Annotated in this window: 18 protein-coding genes; 8 read left to right on the forward strand and 10 right to left on the reverse strand. The window is 41.6% G+C overall.

All coding sequences use genetic code 11. The annotated features are described in order from the left end of the window. The first annotated feature begins 8 nt into the window (after positions 1-8). The 8 genes from gluQRS (at position 9) to mdoH (ending at position 9,015) form a co-directional block, all read left to right on the forward strand. Complete coding sequence (gene gluQRS, locus HUS61_RS14915; protein WP_175082960.1) at positions 9-953, forward strand: tRNA glutamyl-Q(34) synthetase GluQRS; 945 nt, start codon at positions 9-11, stop codon at positions 951-953. A gap of 292 nt (positions 954-1,245) precedes the next feature. Beyond that, positions 1,246-2,532, forward strand: a complete 1,287-nt coding sequence (gene pcnB, locus HUS61_RS14920; RefSeq protein ID WP_282658811.1) for a polynucleotide adenylyltransferase PcnB — start codon at positions 1,246-1,248, stop codon at positions 2,530-2,532. A 2-nt stretch (positions 2,533-2,534) separates the two neighbouring features. Then, a complete protein-coding gene (folK, locus tag HUS61_RS14925; RefSeq protein ID WP_175082961.1) occupies positions 2,535-3,023 on the forward strand; it encodes a 2-amino-4-hydroxy-6-hydroxymethyldihydropteridine diphosphokinase in 489 nt (162 codons plus the stop codon). A gap of 29 nt (positions 3,024-3,052) precedes the next feature. Continuing rightward, complete coding sequence (gene panB, locus HUS61_RS14930) at positions 3,053-3,847, forward strand: 3-methyl-2-oxobutanoate hydroxymethyltransferase (protein WP_063530220.1); 795 nt, start codon at positions 3,053-3,055, stop codon at positions 3,845-3,847. Beyond that, positions 3,848-4,699: a pantoate--beta-alanine ligase gene (gene panC / locus HUS61_RS14935; protein WP_175082962.1), complete on the forward strand. Its 852-nt coding sequence runs from the start codon at positions 3,848-3,850 to the stop codon at positions 4,697-4,699. Positions 4,700-4,756: 57 nt separating this feature from the next. Further along, positions 4,757-4,996 (forward strand): hypothetical protein, encoded by a 240-nt coding sequence (locus HUS61_RS14940; protein WP_058585751.1) that lies wholly within the window; start codon positions 4,757-4,759, stop codon positions 4,994-4,996. Between the two features lie 346 nt (positions 4,997-5,342). Further along, positions 5,343-7,061 carry a glucan biosynthesis protein gene (locus tag HUS61_RS14945; RefSeq protein WP_175082963.1) on the forward strand — a complete coding sequence of 573 codons (1,719 nt, stop codon included), beginning with the start codon at positions 5,343-5,345 and terminating at the stop codon, positions 7,059-7,061. Beyond that, positions 7,033-9,015 carry a glucans biosynthesis glucosyltransferase MdoH gene (mdoH, locus tag HUS61_RS14950; RefSeq protein WP_175082964.1) on the forward strand — a complete coding sequence of 661 codons (1,983 nt, stop codon included), beginning with the start codon at positions 7,033-7,035 and terminating at the stop codon, positions 9,013-9,015. The genes HUS61_RS14945 and mdoH overlap by 29 nt, the downstream gene beginning before the upstream one ends. 52 nt (positions 9,016-9,067) lie before the next feature. On the opposite strand, the gene HUS61_RS14955 is transcribed toward mdoH, so the two are convergent. The 10 genes from HUS61_RS14955 to HUS61_RS15000 form a co-directional block, all read right to left on the reverse strand. Then, positions 9,068-10,036: a PstS family phosphate ABC transporter substrate-binding protein gene (locus HUS61_RS14955; RefSeq protein ID WP_054560880.1), complete on the reverse strand. Its 969-nt coding sequence runs from the start codon at positions 10,034-10,036 to the stop codon at positions 9,068-9,070. 91 nt (positions 10,037-10,127) lie between these two features. Continuing rightward, on the reverse strand, positions 10,128-11,459 hold the full coding sequence (gene phoR / locus HUS61_RS14960; RefSeq protein ID WP_175082965.1) for a phosphate regulon sensor histidine kinase PhoR: 1,332 nt from the start codon (positions 11,457-11,459) through the stop codon (positions 10,128-10,130). A 56-nt stretch (positions 11,460-11,515) separates the two neighbouring features. Beyond that, on the reverse strand, positions 11,516-12,205 hold the full coding sequence (phoB, locus tag HUS61_RS14965) for a phosphate regulon transcriptional regulator PhoB (RefSeq protein ID WP_054551169.1): 690 nt from the start codon (positions 12,203-12,205) through the stop codon (positions 11,516-11,518). Positions 12,206-12,351: 146 nt separating this feature from the next. Then, positions 12,352-13,302, reverse strand: a complete 951-nt coding sequence (locus HUS61_RS14970) for a porin (protein ID WP_175082966.1) — start codon at positions 13,300-13,302, stop codon at positions 12,352-12,354. Positions 13,303-13,701: 399 nt separating this feature from the next. After that, complete coding sequence (fba, locus tag HUS61_RS14975) at positions 13,702-14,766, reverse strand: class II fructose-bisphosphate aldolase (RefSeq protein WP_054560883.1); 1,065 nt, start codon at positions 14,764-14,766, stop codon at positions 13,702-13,704. A 197-nt stretch (positions 14,767-14,963) separates the two neighbouring features. Beyond that, positions 14,964-16,139: a phosphoglycerate kinase gene (locus HUS61_RS14980; RefSeq protein WP_054551165.1), complete on the reverse strand. Its 1,176-nt coding sequence runs from the start codon at positions 16,137-16,139 to the stop codon at positions 14,964-14,966. Positions 16,140-16,181: 42 nt separating this feature from the next. Next, on the reverse strand, positions 16,182-17,198 hold the full coding sequence (epd, locus tag HUS61_RS14985; RefSeq protein ID WP_175082967.1) for an erythrose-4-phosphate dehydrogenase: 1,017 nt from the start codon (positions 17,196-17,198) through the stop codon (positions 16,182-16,184). A gap of 219 nt (positions 17,199-17,417) precedes the next feature. Next, positions 17,418-17,879 (reverse strand): isoprenylcysteine carboxylmethyltransferase family protein, encoded by a 462-nt coding sequence (locus HUS61_RS14990; RefSeq protein WP_175082968.1) that lies wholly within the window; start codon positions 17,877-17,879, stop codon positions 17,418-17,420. Beyond that, positions 17,876-18,499: a 3'-5' exonuclease gene (locus tag HUS61_RS14995; RefSeq protein ID WP_119852378.1), complete on the reverse strand. Its 624-nt coding sequence runs from the start codon at positions 18,497-18,499 to the stop codon at positions 17,876-17,878. The genes HUS61_RS14990 and HUS61_RS14995 overlap by 4 nt, the downstream gene beginning before the upstream one ends. 8 nt (positions 18,500-18,507) lie before the next feature. Continuing rightward, the gene (locus HUS61_RS15000; RefSeq protein ID WP_175082969.1) at positions 18,508-20,346 is read right to left on the reverse strand and encodes a DUF294 nucleotidyltransferase-like domain-containing protein; all 1,839 of its coding nucleotides are present in this window, start codon (positions 20,344-20,346) and stop codon (positions 18,508-18,510) included. Positions 20,347-20,438: the final 92 nt, after the last annotated feature.

The following is a 20,438-nucleotide window of genomic DNA, read 5'->3' on the forward strand; positions in this document are numbered from 1 at the left end:
ATTAGCCCATGTCTACCACAGCCGTTAACACGCCAATGCGTGAATATCGTGGCCGCTTTGCGCCATCCCCTTCAGGGCCATTACATTTTGGCTCACTTATAGCGGCTGTGGGTAGCTTCCTTGATGCAAAAGCCAATCAAGGAAAATGGTTAGTACGCATTGAAGATATCGACACAACGCGTGTTGTAAGCGGTGCTAGCGACGATATATTACATACCTTAGAGGCTTACGGTCTTTACTGGGACGAGCCTGTCATATACCAAACCCAGCGTCATGAGCAATACCAAGCCATTGTTGACGAGTTAATTTCGCAAAACCTTGTTTATGCATGTCATTGCACGCGCAAAGAAATTAAAGCAATCGGTGGAATATACCAAGGCCACTGCCGGTATAAAAACCACGCTTTAACTGATTCAGCGCTACGTTTAACCCAGCAATTTGCAACCAGTCACTACCATGATTTAATTCAAGGTGAAGTCTATGTTGATAGCCAACTTGCCAAAGAAGATTACTTAATAAAGCGCAGCGATGGTTTATTTGCTTACCAACTGGTCGTAGTCGCCGATGATATTGCACAAGGTATTACAAGAGTCGTTCGCGGAGCTGATTTACTCGAACCGACCGCACGACAACTCAGTTTGTTTAAGCAGCTAAATAAACCGGCCCCAGAATACGCCCACCTACCTTTAGCAGTAGCTAAACCCGGTTTTAAGCTATCAAAACAAAATTACGCTCCGGCAATAGCAAAATCAGATCCAAAGCCCGCGATGTTCGATGCCTTGCGCTTTTTAGGCTTAAAGCCAGAAAGCTCACTTTTATCATTAAATATCGAACAGATGTTAGCTTGGGCTATTGAAACTTACCGCCTTGAACACATACCAAAGGTGCAAGAAATACAAGTTAGCGAGGATCCAAACTCTCCTTTTTGTAACTTTGTTACTATTGAAAAATAAATTGCCAATTTTAAAGGCCGAGTAACTTAATTTTTCAGCCCTGCTGGTATATGATAGCGACCCAAAGTGTGCGAATCATCAACACCTTAATTTAGCGCCATTTAAAACACACTGATTACACGTCAATCTCACATCGGCGAAGTATCAAACAAACGCTATACTTGATGAGTCGCAAAGTCCGCGTCGTAGGAGACAGATTATTATTTCTAAGCTTTTTCAATTTTGTCGGCAGATTATTGGCCCAAATGCCACGACATCAAGTGGTGCTTTGCCAGCGAGCGAGTTACCTTTGGTGATCGAACGCAGTGAACATGGTATTTCGCGCAAACAATTTAGCCCAAATGCAATCAAAGTATTGTACCGCCTTAAAGAAGGTGGTTTTGATGCCTACCTTGTAGGTGGTTGTATTCGAGATATATTGTTAGGCCAACAACCCAAAGACTTCGACGTTGTAACAAACGCAACCCCAGAGCAAATCAAAAAGCTATTTCGTAACTGTCGCTTAATTGGTCGTCGGTTTCGTTTAGCCCATATCGTGTTTGGTCGAGAAATTATTGAAGTGGCGACCATGCGTGGCCATCACGAAGCTGAAGAAAGCAAAAATCAAATTAGCCAATCAAGTGAACACGGCCAACTCCTGCGCGACAATGTTTATGGCAGTATTGAAGAAGATGCTGAGCGCCGCGACTTTTCGATTAATGCACTTTATTACTCAATTAATGACTTTTGTATTTATGACTATGCCAATGGCATTAGCGCGATAAAAGCAAAACAAATTGAGCTAATTGGCGACCCAGAAACACGTTACCGTGAAGATCCTGTGCGCATGTTACGTGCAGTGCGTTTTGCCACCAAACTGGGAATGAGCATTGCACCTGGCACCGAAAAGCCAATTAAAGGCCTTGCTAACTTACTTGATCATATCCCGCCTGCTCGTTTATTTGAAGAATCACTCAAATTGTTCTTAAACGGCAAAGCAGAAGAAAACTACTTAATGCTACGCCAGTATGGTTTATTCAAAGCATTATTCCCTGCGCTGGATAAAATCTTAGATGCCAACCCTGAAGGCTTTGAGCATACGTTTATTCTGCAAATGTTTAAAAACACCGATAAACGTATTAATGCTGATAAAAAAGTCACCCCAGCCTTTATTTTTGCAGCCTTATTGTGGTTCCCATTGCAGAGCATTGCGAAGAAGTTACAACAACGCGATCAACTTTCAGAGTACGATGCATTTGCACAAGCAATGAACAAAGTACTGAGTGAAAACGCGCAACAGGTAGCAGTACCAAAACGCTTCACCTTGGGTGCACGCGATATTTGGCATATTCAGCAACGCCTTGATAAACGAGGTGGTCAGCGCGCTTATAGGCTCACTCAACAGCCTCGATTCAAAGCCGCTTATGATTTCTTATTACTGCGTGTGCAAGCTGGCGAAGAGCAACAAAAAGAGCTTGCTGATTGGTGGACAGCCTACCTAAGCCAAGACATCAATGGCCAAAAAGAGATGGTTAAAAATTTAGGACACCAAGGTGGCCCTAAGCGCCGTCGTCGCCCACGCAAGAAAAAAGTAGACTAAGTATGCATACCGTTTATTTAGGTTTAGGTGCCAATTTAAACGCGCCACGTAAACAAATTCATGCTGCTGTTGCTGCCCTAAAAGCATTAAAAGATGTTGAGTTTGTTTGTGTATCTCATGATTACGCAAGCAAACCCATGGGACCGCAAGATCAACCCGATTATGTAAATGCGGTCGCGTGTGTTAAAACTGCACTTGAGCCTGAACAATTGCTTGTTTTAACTCAAGCCATTGAACTTGAACATGGCCGTGTTAGAAAAGAAGAACGCTGGGGTCCGCGTACCCTTGATATAGATATTTTATTGTTCGGTAATGACGTGATAGACACCCCTCGCTTAACTGTGCCTCATTATGGCTTAACAGAGCGAGAATTTGTTGTTTATCCATTATTTGAGATAGCACCAACGCTTGTACTACCGAATAATCAATCACTTGCTGATATAAAAAAAACGTTGCCTTTAAACGATTTACAACAACTCCCTCAGCAGTAATCAACCAAGGCTAAGCCTTAGAGGAAATTATGTCTAAAATCACCGTTTCAACTCTCAATAAAATGAAACAAGAACAACAAAAAATCACCGCATTAACGGCCTACGATGCCAGTTTTGCAAAATTGTTTCATGATAATGGCGTCGAGGTGATTTTAGTCGGTGACTCACTAGGCATGGTACTACAAGGTGCTGATGACACCCTTGCTGTAACCAACACAGATATTGCATACCATACTCGCTGTGTGCGTGCCGGTAGCCGCGAATTATTTGTGATTGCTGACTTACCATTTATGACCTATGCCAACCCAACTGATGCCTGTAAAAATGCAGCAGAGCTGATGCGTGCGGGGGCAAACATGGTTAAGCTTGAAGGTGGCGAATGGCTGCACGACAGCATTCGTGCGATGACCCAACAAGGTATTCCAGTATGTGGCCACCTAGGCTTAACACCTCAGTCAGTGCATGTTTTTGGCGGTTTTAAAATTCAAGGTCGTGAGCAATCTCAAGCCGATAAAATGGTCAGCGATGCGAAAGCACTTGAAGCGGCAGGTGCACAGTTACTTGTTTTAGAATGTATTCCAAGTGAGCTTGCTAAACGTATTACTGATGAGCTAAACATTCCTACCATTGGTATTGGTGCAGGTAATCAAACTGATGGGCAAATCTTAGTAATGCACGACCTAGTTGGTATTTCGGCAGGCTATATTCCTAAGTTTTCAAAGAACTTTTTATTAGAAACCGGCAATATGCCAGCAGCAGTGCAAAAGTATTGTGAAGATGTAAAAAGTGGTGCTTTCCCAAGTACCGAACACGAGTTTAAATAAATGCAATCAATCACTGAAATTAAATCGTTACGCAGCCAAATCAAAGCTTGGCGTCAAGCGGGCCTGAGCATTGCACTAGTGCCTACCATGGGCAATTTACACCAAGGTCACTTTTCACTTGTTGAAAAAGCCAAAACATTGGCTGATAAAGTGGTTGTGAGTATCTTTGTAAATCCGATGCAATTTGGTGCCAATGAAGACCTTGATAGTTACCCGCGCACACTAAACGAAGATAAACAAGGTTTAGCAGATCTTGGTACTGATATCGTGTTTACCCCATCCGTTGAAACGATTTACCCAAATGGTTTAGGCGAGCAAAGCTTTGTCGATGTACCGGGTGTTTCTATGGGTTACTGTGGAGGCTCGCGACCTGGCCACTTCAAAGGCGTTGCAACCGTTGTCACTAAGCTATTTAATTTGGTTCAACCTGACTTTGCTTGTTTTGGTGAAAAAGATTTTCAGCAGCTACAGGTTATTAAAACCATGACGCGCGACCTATCTATTCCAGTTGAAATTATTGGCGTACCTACTTGCCGCGAAATCTCTGGTTTAGCAATGAGCTCTCGTAATGGCTATTTATCTGATGAGCAAAAAGACACCGCAAAAGTACTGTTTGCCACACTAAATAATACTGCAACTGCACTTAAACAAGGCAGCGCAGACATTGCAGCACTTGAGGCAGATGCAAAAGTACAGCTTGAAAAGGCTGGACTAAAACCTGACTATTATTCGATTGCAGAGCGCTCAACACTAAAACCAGCCACCGCGGCTGATAAACAACTTGTTATTTTAGCTGCTGCTTATTTGGGCTCAGTACGATTAATTGACAATTTACAAGTTGAGCTGGATTAAATAGCAACAATCTGGGTAAGATGGATTGCAAAGAAAAGACATAAACTAGGGATAAGCATGAAAAAACTACCAGCAATTGCAGCAACATTGTTTGCTATGACATTACTGTCTGCCTGCTCAAGCAAAATTGACAACCCAGAAATGCAGCAATGTGCTCAGCAAAACTATCAATGCGAAGCAAGCTGTGAGCAACAAAGCACTGCTGATGGCTTAGTTCATAAAGTCTGTAGCAACAAGTGCATTGAAGCTTACAACCAATGTAAAGCTAATGCAGAAAAGTTAGGCGAAGTTAAATAACAACAGCTCGCTTTTTAAGGCACTGATAACCTATTCGGTGCCTGCACTCCCCCTCCCGATAACAATTTCGCTTTCACAATTAAGCCTCTGGTAATTTTGTTCATATTTTTGTTTACCCTTTAAGCTATTCATATTAGGGCAAGCTTTCGTTCATTAAACTTCTCCATATTGGTGACGAATAAACAACTGCAACTGTGTAATTGTTTCTCACTAATTTCAAAATTTTACTCTTCGCATTTAGCTGCACCAACTCAAAGCCATTGAGATTATTAGTTTTTATTTTGGGCCCAGCAATTGCTATGAGATATGAAAGAATTAACGTGATTTACGGCTAAAGGAAAATTGAATGAAACCAGAAACCCGAACTAAGCTCTTCAGCGCTATTAAAAAGAAGACCTTCTTGGGCGTATTATTAGCCATCAGCGCAGGTCATAGTTACGCAGTTGAAGACCCAGAGCAGCCAAAAGCAACTGAAACAGAACAAACAGCCGCTGAGGTTCAAGCAACCGCAAATGAAAAACAGCAAATAGAGGATACTGCTGCTGTTGAGCTTAAGCCTGCAATGATCACGATTCCAGAAGAAAAGCTATTTGAAGTTATCACTGCACGTGCGAAAAAATTAGCCTCTGAGCCGTATGTAGCGCCTAAAGAGTTAGAGCTTGAAGCATTAACTAATATTGGTTATCAGGACTACCGTGCGATTCGTTTTCGTACTGAGCAAGCAATTTGGAAAGATCAAAGCCTGTATGAAGTGCAGTTATTCCACCCTGGCTTTTTATATCGCTCACCGGTTGCAATTAATACTCTTGAGCAAAATGCCGAAGTAAAAAGTTTACCTTTTAAAACAGATTACTATCGTTACGATGCAACTGCAGCCCCGTTAGAGCAAGAGATCAGTACCGCGATTGCCAATACACAACTTGGCCATGCAGGTTTTCGTTTGCATTTCCCACTAAATAACAATGAGTACAAAGACGAAGTGGCTGTGTTCCAAGGTGCTTCGTACTTTCGTTTAGTTGGCCCGCATCAAGTATATGGTCTGTCAGCTCGAGGTCTTGCAGTTGATACAGCACTGAGCTCAGGCGAAGAATTTCCTGTTTTCAAAGAGTTCTGGTTAGTAAAACCTGCACCCGAAGATACTACCATCGTGCTTTATGCATTATTAGATAGCCCTTCAGTGTCGGGAGCCTATCGTTTTGAACTAACACCTTCTACTAACACTGAAGTAAAAACCGAGATGCAAATTTTTGCCCGTAAAGACATTAAAAAGCTCGGCATAGCCCCGCTAACAAGTATGTTTTACCACGGTGAAAATAGTACTAAGTTTTTTGATGATTACCGCCCTGAAGTACATGATTCTGATGGCCTATTAATGCAATCAGAACAAGGTCAATGGATTTGGCGTGCACTGAATAACCCAAAAAAATTAAGTGTCACTTCGTTTAGCTACGAGAACCCTAAAGGCTTTGGCCTTGCACAGCGAGACCGAGACTTTAATAACTACCTTGATACCGAAGCGCATTATCACAATCGTCCAAGCATGTGGATTGAGCCAGTGGGTAATTGGGGTAAAGGGCGTGTTGAGTTAGTAGAAATCCCTACAGATACCGAAACTAACGACAATATTGTTAGCTATTGGGTGCCAGAGCAGCCTATGAAAGCTGGTGACAGCTTAAGCTTTAGTTACAAGCTTTCGACTTTCAATGCCACGCTTGCAACTCAAGATAAAGCGAGTGTGTTAAGAACCCGAATTGGTAGTGCAGCATTACCTGGTGAAGACAATCCACCACCAAAAAGCCACCGCCAATTTACCGTTGATTTTAGTGGCGAAACCATTAATCAACTATCAGCTAATTTTGCCATGCAGGCGGATCTTACACTCTCTGCTGGGCAAATAAGCGATAAAACGGTACAGCAGTTACCAAACAATCAAGGATGGCGCGTAGCATTTAAAGTGGCGCCAGAGGGAGATAAGCCTGTTGATATGCGCTTATCGTTAAAACTACGTGATAAAGAAATCAGCGAGGTATGGAGCTATGTCTGGTATCCAAACGACGTCCAATAGTAAAGCATTAAAGGCAACAACAATGCCATTTAAGAAGACCCGCGCTTGGCTTTTTTCAAGCCTAGCGCTTACCATTACTGCCTATGGCGTGTGGATCATGTTCGATATTTTAAATTCTAACGGCATGACACCGCTTGAGTACGCTTTACTGGCATTATTTACAGTTACCTTCGCGTGGATTGTTACAGCCTTTTGTAGTGGCTGTATGGGCTTCATCCTGCAATTATTTCGTATTGACCCGTTGACCTTAAAACGTCAAAAGCCAATCGAGATTAATCAGCATGCCTTGAGTCAAACTAAAACAGCCATTGTTATGCCTATCTACAACGAAGATACAGAGCGTGTCATCGCCGGTTTTGAAGTAAGTTTACGCTCGCTGGCTAAAACAGGGCAAATGCCGCATTACGACTTTTACTTGCTAAGTGATACGCAAGACCCTGAAATTGCACGTAATGAACTTAAAGCGTGGAATGCACTTACTGAGCGCTTAGGTGATTTAGCAAAGCATACTTTTTATCGTCGCCGTGAAGATAATAAACACCGTAAAGTGGGTAACTTAACTGATTTTTGTGAACGTTGGGGCAGCCAATACGATCACATGATTGTGCTTGATGCCGATAGCATTATGACGGGTCAATGTATGCTTGAACTGACTTCTAGCATGATCAGCAATCCAAAATCAGGCTTGATCCAAACGATCCCGATTCCGGTTCGCCAAGACACGTTTTTTGGTCGTTTTTTACAGTTTGCATCAATTTTATATAGCCCAATGCTGGCAACTGGTTCTGCTTTTTGGCAAACAAACCAAGCAAACTACTGGGGCCACAATGCGATTATTCGCGTTGAAGCATTCACAAAGTGCTGCGGCCTACCTGTTCTAAAAGGTAATGCCCCATTTGGTGGTGAGATCTTAAGTCATGACTTTGTAGAAGCTTCTCTGCTACACCGCAGTGGTTGGGATGTGTTACTGCTTAGCGATGTTGAAGGCAGTTACGAAGAAGTACCAAGTAACATTCTCGATTACGCGATTCGTGATAGACGCTGGGTGCAAGGTAATATCCAGCATTTAGGTTTACTGCCTAAATCAGGTCTTAAGCTAATGAGTAAAATGCATTTTTTATTTGGTGCCACAGCATATATTTCATCGTTAATTTGGTTATCTATGCTGGCATTAAGTACCTTAGATGCAGTAACTCGTGCACTTAATAGCGACGTGTACTTTAACCATGCTTATCAACTTTTCCCAACCTGGCAAATTGCCAAAACGGATTTAATTGATTCGTTGTTATTTATTACAGCTGTATTGTTGTTACTGCCTAAATTAATGGGCGTAATTGTGACTTTAGTGCATCGTAATAAAGCCTTTGGCGGTACGATGAAGTTAATTGCCGGTTCACTCATCGAAACTATTTTTGCGATTGTGATTGCCCCTTTAATGATGGTGTTTCATAGCTACTTTGTAGTGTGCGTATTTTTAGGTAAAAAAGTTAGCTGGGATGCACAGCCTCGCGAAGGCAGAATGGTACCGTGGAAAGAAGCGATTGGTTATACGTTATTTTCGACTATTACCGCGATTATCTGGGGCTCGGTTGCTTACTATTACACACCGACCTTCTTTTGGTGGTTATCACCAATTTTAGTAGGCCTTATTTTAGCAGCGCCAATTGTACGCTATTCAAGCAGCATCGGCTTAGGAGTGAAAATGCGTAAAGTGGGTTTATTTTTATGCCCAAGTGAAGTTGAAAACGATGATACCTTAGCGGCACTTCGTGTACATCAACAAGAAATTGGCTTGCCAAAAGATGAACACGCTGACTTTAATGTACCAGCATTACCCAATGAATACCCAACGGTAATGCCTATTCAAAGCTTTAAGGCACCCTCGGGTAAAAAGCGCAAGCAAGTACGTATTGCTCAGCAACGTATTAAAGCCAAGCTCTTTGCCAAAAGCTAAACGAAAAAAAACCGCTCAATGAGCGGTTTTTTCATCTATGTCTGTATGGTTGTTACAGAAGGCCTAGCTTTTTAAGTTCAGCCATTGCCATTTTACCTGAAAGTGGCACATAACCATCTTTCTCAACAATTTTTTGACCGTCTACAGAAAGAACCATTTTTAAGAACTCTGCATCGATTGGTGAAAGTGGCTTATTAGGGTGCTTGTTCACATAAACGTATAAGAAACGAGATAGTGGGTATTTACCTGTTGCTACGTTTTCTAATGTTGCATCAACAAAGTTGTCACCTTTCTTAGAAAGTGGAACTGTGCGTACACCTGATGTTTTATAACCGATACCTGAGTAACCAATCGCGTTCACTGAAGAAGAGATTGACTGTACTACAGATGCAGAACCAGGTTGTTCGTTTACGTTGTTACGGAAGTCACCTTTACAAAGTGCTTTCTTCTTGAAGTAACCGTAAGTACCTGATACTGAGTTACGACCGTAAAGCTGGATATCTTTTGCAGCCCAATCACCCTCAAGACCTACTTCGCTCCAACGATTAACTTGTTCACTTGCACCACATTTACGTGTAGAAGAGAAAATCGCATCAACTTGGTCAATACGTAAACCTTTGATTGGGTTATCTTTGTGTACGAATACAGCTAGAGCATCGATTGCAACGCGAACTTCAGTTGGCTTGTAGCCGTAACGCTTTTCGAATGCTTCGATTTCTTTTGACTTCATACGACGGCTCATTGGGCCGAAGTTTGCTGTACCTTCAGTTAATGCTGGAGGAGCAGTTGAAGAACCCGCTGCTTGGATTTGAATGTTTACGTTTGGATAGAAGCGTTTGTACTCTTCTGCCCAGAACGTCATCATGTTTGCAAGAGTGTCAGAACCAACAGATGAGAAGTTACCAGAGATACCACTTGTTTTAGTGTACTCAGGCATATCTTTATCAACTGCAGCTGCTTGTGCTGATACAAATGTTGTTACAGCCACACCCATTGCGGCAACGAGATTTTTGAATTTCATAGGGGTTACTCCGATTTGTTCGTCCCATTTCCTAACTGCGGTCTACTCTAATGACACTAGATGACAGTTAGATTACCCTTAAATGACATTTTTATGACTTTGCAGTTTTTTCAATTTTTTCTGCAATACGCACGACTTTTTCGCTACCAAATGCAAACGCAAAGGTCGAGCCTTGTCCTAATTTACTGCTGATATCTAAACGACTATCATGCCTTGTAAGTACGTGTTTTGTAATTGCTAAACCTAGCCCAGACCCACCTGTCGTACGGCTACGAGCTTTATCGACACGATAAAAACGCTCGGTTAAACGGTTAATATGCTCTGCGGCAATACCATCACCATTATCGGTCACACTAAATGCGGCTTGGTTATCTTTAAGCTGCCAATCAACCACAATTTTGCCACCTGGCTTGGTGTAATGAATGGCATTAAAAACAAGGTTAGAAAAGGCACTACGTAATTCGTCTTCGGCCCCTTTAATATCTAAACTCGTATCAACATTAAATATAAGCTCATGGCCTTTGTCTTGGTTCAATGACTGTGCTTCGGTTTGAATATAGGTAAGAAGCTGCGGCACATTGACAGGTTTATCGTTATCTTGACGACGTGCCCCTTCAATACGCGACAACGAAAGTAATTGATTGACCAAGCTATCCATACGCTTACATTGTTCAAGCATGGTTGTTTGCGCTTTTTGCCACATTGCAGGAGGTGGTAAGCTATCTGAATCAAGCATTTCTAAGTAACCGGTTACCACCGTAAGTGGTGTTCTCAGCTCATGAGAAACATTGGCCACAAAGTCTTTACGCATCTGCTCAAGTTGCTTTAAGCGAGTAACATCACGCACCACCATCATCAACTGTGAACTTGCATAGGGCATAACACGAAACTCTAAGGTTTGATCGTAGCTGTGGCCACCATCAAGCTCGAGCGGTTCATCGAAACAGGCTTTATGCATGTACTTTGCAAACTTAGGATCGCGAATAAGATTATCTAAGCGTTGCCCATGATCAGTAGGCCACTGTAACCCTAAAACTTTTAAAGCCAATTGGTTACACCAAATGATGCTAAGATCTTTTTGTAATACGACAACCGCATCAGGCACAGCCTCGGCGCCGTCACGAAAGCGGCGTATTAAGTCTGCCAATTCATTGCGTTTTTTACGGTTTCGATGCTGTAAATGATAGATCCCTTCAAAGACTTGCTCCCATGCTCCCTCCCCTTCGGGTGGGTTAAAACTACGTTGATTAAGAAGCCAATCGCTGAGGCGATATAATTGATGATAATGCCAAATTAAAAGTGCAAAAGAGCCTAAAAATAAAAGCAAAAAAGGCGCACCTACAAGTACGCCAACTAATAACAAGGGTAAGAAATACATAAACAGGCGTTTTGCTAACGCCTGTTTATTCACTACTCGATACATACACTCACTTTACCTTAAGTATGTAAATTAGCTTGTTAAGGTCATTGCAATGACACTTATAATTTACTTGAAAAACGATAGCCTGCACCGCGAACGGTTTGCACTAAACGGTCATGCCCTAATGGTGCAATCGCTTTACGTAGACGACGAATATGTACATCAACAGTACGGTCTTCTACATATACATTTGTTCCCCATACATGATCAAGTAATTGTTCACGGCTGTAAACACGTTCAGGATGCGTCATGAAGAAATGTAGTAATCTAAATTCAGTAGGCCCCATATCTAATTCACTACCTTCTGATGTTACACGGTGTGAGATTGGGTCAAGGCGTAAGCCATGAACTTCAATGGCTTCTTCTAATGAGGTTGGTGAAACACGGCGAATAACCGCTTTAATGCGCGCCATTAATTCTTTAGGAGAAAATGGTTTGGTTACGTAATCATCAGCACCTACTTCAAGGCCGCGTACTTTGTCTTCTTCTTCACCGCGAGCAGTCAGCATAATGATAGGGATCTGACGAGTATATTCGTTTTGCTTAAATTTCTTAGCAATTTGAATACCGCTACCACCAGGTAACATCCAATCTAATAAAACCATATCTGGGTATGGTTCAACCATAGCTTCAATCGCAGAGTCATAATCTTCTGCTTCAATTGCTTGAAAACCATTTTGCTCTAAAACAAAAACCAGCATCTCTCTGATAGGCGCTTCGTCATCGACGACTAGTACTTTACGTGACATTCCAATTTATCTCTTTCGTTAGCGAACTGGTTTCATTATTATGACTAAGTATGACATTTTTATGAAAGTCTAACGAGTAATTGAAAAAGCGCAAAAAAATCAATGCAAAAATAGCCATTTTTTACGCTTAAATAGTAAATTTCGGATTAAAAGTCATACCTTAAAGTGACTGCAAGATGATCTTCATCAGCATTATTATCTAGTGAAAATTGCGTATACCACATGTACATACGTGCTTGTTTTGACAGGCTTCGTTCAACCCCAATAGAAGTACCACTACCCGAATCTTTCAATTTACCAAAGCTGCCATCAGTATCTTGATATTGCGCCAGCAACTTATATTTATCTATTTTGTAAGATGCGCTCACTAAAAACCCATCTTCTTTGTCAGAACCTGTAACTTTTTCGCTTTGTTGATACATACCGCCTAAGGTTAAATCGCCTAATTTGCCTTGCGCCGTAAACCGTGTTGTATCATAACCGGCTACTTTACTGTCGTGGGCAACACTTACAAAATAAGGCGCTTTTTTAAATTTACTATCACCATACATAAATGCCGCAGAAACACCGGTTTCTTCATCTTGTTTGGAGTTATCTTCAGCAATATAGGTGACCACAAATTGCATATTGCCAACAATTGGCGAACTGTAATGAACCACATCACCAAGGCGATTTTCACCATTGAACAAGGCTTTAACATCACCATCAAAGTCGTTCATTAAATCAATTTTACCCTGCGATACTTTTAACGCAGTATCGTGACGACCAAGCACTACCTGCCCATAACTGCCTTGTAGACCAACATATTGATTACGCGCGGTAATATTCTCTTCAGTTTTACCATCGCTATCTTGATCTGCCGCATTTACTGCAAATTCAAACTTATATACGGCTTTTAACCCATCGCTTATTTCACCGCTGCCTTTGATCCCCATACGTGAGTTATAGCTCTCAATAGACGTTTCACTGCCATCGCCAGTGTCGCTATTAGCAACCCCTAAATGGGCCCGACCATACACATCTACAGCTTCGGCAGCACTATGAAAAGAAATAATGCACATTGCAAAGCTCGACAACATCATGGCAGGTTTATTCATGGTAGCGATCCTCAATTTAAGCAATAACTTAAAAATCGAACATAAAGGGCTTTTGGTCAAGGCGAGGAGGAGATATTTCAAATAAAAATCACGGATCACTGATCTACCAACTTAATCAGATCAGGATCAGATTTTTACTAAGAAGATCAACTTCAGATCAGTTTTTTACTTAGAGAATAAGATAACTTGTTGATTTAATGTTAAGGCGCTCAGCATTTCGTTTAAAAGATGAGCAAAGAAAAGCCTGTGATCAGTATACAACTAGTAAAATAATGATCCGTGAAAGCGAAGGTTAGTAAAACAGTGATCCTGAAAAACACGAGTAAGTATATCGCTGATCCGCCTTGATCGAATCATAAAAAAACCGGCATAAAGCCGGCTTTTTCAACTTACTATCAATTACTTAATTTGTGGATCAAGTTCACCTGATAAGTATTTAAGATGCATATCATCTAAAGAGATAGGCTTGATCTTACCAGCTTGACCTGCCGTACCAAATGCTTCGTAGCGAGCAACACAGATCTCTGTCATTGCTTTCGTTGCTTCAGCTAAGTATTTACGTGGATCAAAGTTAGCTGGGTTTAAAGCTAAGTGACGACGAATTGCACCTGTTGATGCTAAACGAAGATCGGTATCGATATTAACTTTACGAACACCGTACTTAATACCTTCGATGATCTGCTCTACTGGCACGCCATACGTTTCAGGAATTTCGCCACCGTATTGGTTAATCACTTCTAACCACTCTTGTGGAACAGAAGAAGAACCATGCATTACTAAGTGTGTGTTAGGAATACGCGCGTGGATTTCTTTAATGCGATCAATCGCTAAGATATCGTCTGTTGGTGGACGAGTAAATTTGTACGCACCATGTGATGTACCACAAGCAATAGCAAGTGCATCAACCTTAGTTTTACTAACGAAATCAGCGGCTTCTTCAGGATCTGTTAGCATTTGATCAGTAGACAATTTACCTTCTGCACCCACGCCGTCTTCTTCACCTGCTTCACCTGTTTCCAGTGAACCTAAAACACCTAACTCGCCTTCAACAGACACACCACAAGCATGAGCCATTTCAACGGTTTGACGAGTTACATCAACATTATATTCGTAGCTTGAAGGAGTTTTACCATCAGACATTAATGAGCCATCCATCATAACTGATGAAAAGCCTAACTGGATTGAGCGCTGACATACACCTGGTGAAGTTCCGTGGTCTTGGTGCATTACAACTGGGATATGAGGCCATTCTTCAACGGCTGCTAAAATCATATGACGAATAAAAGGGGCACCAGCATAGGCACGTGCGCCTGCTGAACCTTGTACAATTACCGGGCTGTTTGTTTTGTCAGCCGCTTCCATAATTGCACGCATTTGCTCTTGGTTATTAACGTTAAACGCAGGTACGCCGTAACCATTTTCAGCTGCATGATCAAGAAGTTGTCGCATACTGATTAAAGCCATTTGGTATTCTCCAAATTGTATCGACAGTAGTTCCCTACTATCTAGTTTGAACGGATAAGTTATTTTTTTGATGCATCACTGCATCACGAAAAGCTCGCGCCTACCGTAACAGCTGTAAATAAAACGAGGGTGAGAGGTATTTTATTAACAGCTAAACCAGCGTAATTACCTAATAACTACGCTGGCATACGCACTAATTACTTAGCACGTTCTTCAAGCATAGCAACTGCTGGTAATTTTTTCCCTTCTAAAAATTCAAGGAAAGCACCACCACCGGTTGAAATGTAAGAAACTTTATCGGCAATGCCGTATTTATCAATCGCTGCAAGCGTATCACCGCCACCAGCAATCGAGAATGCACTTGAGTTAGCAATCGCATCAGCAATAGCACGTGTGCCATTACCAAATTGGTCAAATTCAAATACACCAACTGGACCATTCCATACAACAGTGCCCGCATTAGCAATGATTTTTGCTAATTGGTTTGCTGTATCAGGACCAATATCGAAGATCATGTCTTCGTCTGTTACTTCATTCACATCTTTTAATGTTGCCACTGCAGATTCTGAGAACTCATTACCTACAACAACATCAGTTGGTACCGGTATTTCACCGTTATTAGCTTTTGCCGCAGCACTTAATTTGTTTGCTTCATCAATTAAATCAGCTTCAAATAAAGATTTACCTACTGGGTGACCTGCCGCTGCGATGAAGGTATTAGCGATACCACCACCCGTTACAAGTTGATCAACCACTTTAGAAAGTGAATCAAGTACAGTTAACTTAGTCGATACTTTAGAGCCACCAACGATAGCAACCAAAGGACGAGCTGGGTTATCAAGCGCTTTACCTAGTGCGTCTAGCTCTGCCGCAAGTAGTGGACCTGCACATGCAACATCAGCAAATAAACCTACACCGTGAGTCGATGCTTGTGCACGGTGAGCCGTACCAAATGCGTCCATTACGTAAACATCACATAATGCAGCTAGTTTTTTAGACAGTGCTTCGTCGTTTTTCTTTTCGCCAGCGTTAAAACGCACGTTTTCGAAAACAACCACTTCGTTATCAGCAACGTCTACGCCTTCTAGGTAGTCTTTTTCAAGACGAACTGTTTGCTCAAGGGCATCATTTAAATAATTAACCACAGGGGCAAGCGAAAACGCTTCATCATATTCCCCTTCCGTAGGGCGGCCAAGGTGTGACATCACCATTACTTTAGCGCCTTTTTCTAACGCTAATTTGATAGTTGGTAATGCTGCACGAATACGTGCATCAGAGGTCACTTTACCTTCTTTTACAGGCACATTTAAATCTTCACGAATTAACACGCGTTTGCCGTTTAAATCTAAATCTGCCATTTTAATGACCGACATGGACTTCTCCTTAGTTAACGATACTAATATTATATTTATAAATTATTGGCTTACAGCCATCATCGCACGCGCAGTGTCGAGCATACGATTCGCAAAGCCCCACTCATTATCGCACCACACTAACAACTTTATCAGCCGTTTATGACTAACACGTGTCTGAGTGCCATCTATGATACAAGAATGTGGGTCATGATTAAAATCTACCGATACCAATGGCTCTTCTGTGTAGCTTAAAATACCGTCAAGGCGGTCTTTTGCAGCTAACTTAAGTGCCTGATTGACAGTCGCTAAATTCACATCGGTATTCACTGTTACACTTAAATCCATCGCCGTCACATTGATAGTTGGTACCCTAACAGCAATGGCTTCGAAGCGACTATGAAACTTAGGCAAAATACGCTCAATACCACGAGCAAGCTTTGTATCTACCGGAATAATAGACTGGCTTGCAGCGCGAGTACGACGTAAATCATGATGATACGCATCAATCACTTGCTGATCATGCATCGAGGCATGAATCGTTGTAATAGCCCCAGATTCAATCGAAAATGCGTCATCCAGCACTTTAATTACTGGCACAATACAGTTTGTGGTACATGAACCGTTTGAAACAATCGTATGTTCAGCTTTTAGCTCATCATCGTTAATACCATACACAATTGTGGCATCAACATCAGCATCTGCAGGCTGTGAAAACAATACTTTTTTTGCACCAGCAGCTAAGTGTAGTTCTGCATGTTCACGAGAGTGATACACCCCAGTACATTCAAGAACTACATCAACATCAAGAGTTTGCCAAGGTAGTTCTGCAGAGTTTTCTTCTGCAAATAAGGCTATAGAGTCGTTTGCAACCGTTAAAGTATCTTCGCCAAGATTAACTGGAAATGAAAAGCGGCCGTGAGATGTATCGTATTTAAGGAGATGGGCAATGCCCTTAGGGTCGGCTAATTCGTTAATAGCGACAATTTTGATTTGATCTTCAAGCCCTGATTCATACAGTGCACGGACGATATTGCGCCCGATTCGACCAAAACCATTAATTGCAAGTTTGATTGCCATGAAGAAGAAAATCCACTCTATTTGCTTGCAGATAAAGGCAGCTGCCTTTTAGATGGCGGTATTGTAATCGACCTTACACATTATTATAAGAGGTAAGCCAAAATAAAAATTGCTTAGCATGTTTTAGATGGCGCTGTTTTGGTAATCGACCTTTGAAGTTTTTATAAGAGGGCAAGGTAAGTAAAACTGCGTTAGCGAGCTCAATCTTACTTTTTTCTTTTATAGCCAGCGACGAACAGATTTTTGGTATTGCTGGTATGCTGACCCAAACTTCTCTGCCATAAACGTTTCTTCTGGCATAATTTGAAATCGATTCATATAAAGAATAAATATCGGCAACATAATAAAACTCGCAATATTACCAAGATAAATTCCCCAACCGACTAGCATTAATAACATACCAACATACATTGGGTTACGGCTAATTTGATAAACACCACTTGTAACAAGACTCGCCGACTTTTCTGGAATTCGAGGGTCAACGGTCGTACCTTGTTTACGAAATTGATAAACACCTAATAAAGCAAACACCACACCTAAAAATGCAATGAGTAGTGCTACAAAAGATGATGCGAAAAACGAGAAGCTAAAACTCGTAAACAAGTCTGCTATGCCCCACATCATCAACGCAATGATCAGCAGCAGCAAAACTGGGGGCACTTTTAATTCTAACTGATTCACACTAGCTCCCCTACTTTCAATGCCTTACCACGACTAATTTGATGACACTGTGCTAAGAATAATTCGGCCGTTGCCATGGCATCAGTAAGGGCATGGTGCGAGCTGTAATGCGGTAAGTTGTAGCGTTTACGGCATTCGCTAAGTGTTAAATCATCGTGGCCAATTTCGTGGCCTTGCTGGTGCAGGCGTTTTTTTTCAATAACAAAGGTATCAAGAATTAAACGCGCTTTTGCATCTAAGCCAAGCGTTCTGCAAGCCTGTTTTAAAAACCCCCAATCAAGTGCCGCGTTATGAAACACTAAAATGCACTCACCAAAATGCTGATGCAGCTTGCCAAGAATGCTTTCGAGGCTTTCACCTGTATCTATATCTTGTTTTGCAATACCGTGATAAATCGGGCTTTGCTCTAAGCTTTGCACGTCTTTATTTATTAAGTGCTGTGCACCACTGAGTTTAATGCATTGATCTTCTATCATTACCCACGCCACCGAGACAATTTCGTGCTGGCGAGGGTCAAGGCCCGTTAATTCCATGTCTATCACTACGTAGCGCTCTTTATAGGCATCGGCTGCCAAAAGTTGCTTGCGCGCTAAATACCGACTTAACCAGCGTTTAACCATAACGCCTCCTATAAACTACCGCGAGCAAATTTAAAGGCGGCCGCTTGCTGTGCCTGTTTAACCAAATAAAATGCTTCTTTTAATTGATGTCGCTCCAATGAATTCAAAGCATTTGGGTTAATACAGTTGCTAGGCAATCCCTCTTCGTTAATTTGTGTGCCTAAACGCAGCTGGGTTAAAAAGCGCCAACAGTCTTTTAGGTTATATAAGTCATCTTTATTGAGTAGCGAAAACTTCATTAACGCGTCAATACGCTCTTGCGTATTAGCACGCTGAATACCCGCTTTGAGGGAATATAAACGTACTATGTCGTTGATGATCACCACACCACGTTTTTTTAAGTCGAGGTATTTATGCTGCTTTTCGTCAGTTTCTAATTTAAATTGATTAAACAAACCAATGGGCACTGGGGTATTTTTAATGTCGCTCGCCATAGCTGCATAGAATAAGTCATTTTTAGAAATGCGTTTTAGCTGCTCACAAAAGCGCGCATATAAGGTAGTGGAACCTTCAATAAACCGTAAATCAAAAAATATCTTACAATTGAGCATCGCCTCTGGTGTCGGTGAGGTGATCCACTTATAAAACTTTTCTGTCCAATCGTTAATGCCCATTCGACACGCTGCATTGCTCGCCATAATATTGCCAGGGCAACGTTTTATACCGCACTCAATTAAATGCTCACAGACATACTCGCCCATGCGTTTAAAGTAATCTTGTTGTTCTTCTGTTAAATCATCAGGTAGCAACAGGCCATTATCTTGGTCTGAATGCAGCGTTTGTTCTTCCCTTGCTTGTGAACCAAAACAAATAAAACTAAAGCTGGTTGGTGCCGCGCCATTATCTTCTTGAAATAAACGGATCAAACGCGAAGTCAGTGCATCGGTTAAACCACTTAATAATTTACCAATCAAGGAGATGTCATCAATATTGTTCGAAAAGCCTTTTAATAAACCGGGTATCTCTTGCGAATAACGTTTTAAGTCAACCACGCTATGCGCTTTATAAATTCGCCCAATTAATTGTACTGGGTCGCTTTTTTGCTGACGCAGTAAATCAGTACTGGTGAGCATACCAAGCGGTTTGTGATGTTCATCAAGCACAGGTAAATGGTGAATATTGTGCTTAAGCATTAAGTGTAGCGCCGAAAACACGCGGTTATTTTCAAAAATAAACTTGGGTTTACACGTCATGATGCTACTTACTGACTCTTGAGGGTCAACCTCATCGGCCAATACGCGATTGCGTAAATCTCGGTCGGTGACAACCCCAACGAGGCGATCATGTTCAGTTAGCATAATCGACGAAACCCCCTGTTGTTTCATTTTTTTAGCGGTTTGACGAATACTTGCATCTGGCGCCAAGGTGACGGCTTTGCGATTCATCAATTCGCAAATTTTCTTCTCCGACCAACTGTCGTTTTGACTTTTATAATGAGAAGACAATAAACGGTTTTTGTGGGCGCGAACAAAGTATTGCTCAAACACTTTATACTCACGGCGTAAGTAATCAAATGCCGCTTGGTTTAGCATGTAAACAATGCCTTCCTTTTGCACTGAAATGCTATTTTGAATCGCTTCGCCAGTTAACAGTGAAGGAAAACCAAAGTAATCGCCACTCGATAACTTAGTAATCACATCGCCTTTTGGGTCGACTAAATCATAATCGCCAGAGCGAATTAAAAATAATCTGAGATTATCTGAACTTAACCACTGATTTTGATTCTCACGGGTCAGATAAATAATATCGAGATGGTTTACAAAATACTCACTGGCAGCGCCATCAAGCTGATTAAATGGCGTTTGTTGCATCACAAATTGGGCGACTTCCTGTTGCTCGGTATTCATGGTCATTCTCGCTATAAAATAGAGACAATATCTACACTACCCCTGTTTGAAATAAATAAAAAGCCCGACTTAAGTCGGGCTTTTGAACTTCA

It is taken from the genome of Pseudoalteromonas sp. 0802 (assembly GCF_013350085.1).
Lineage (GTDB): Bacteria > Pseudomonadota > Gammaproteobacteria > Enterobacterales > Alteromonadaceae > Pseudoalteromonas.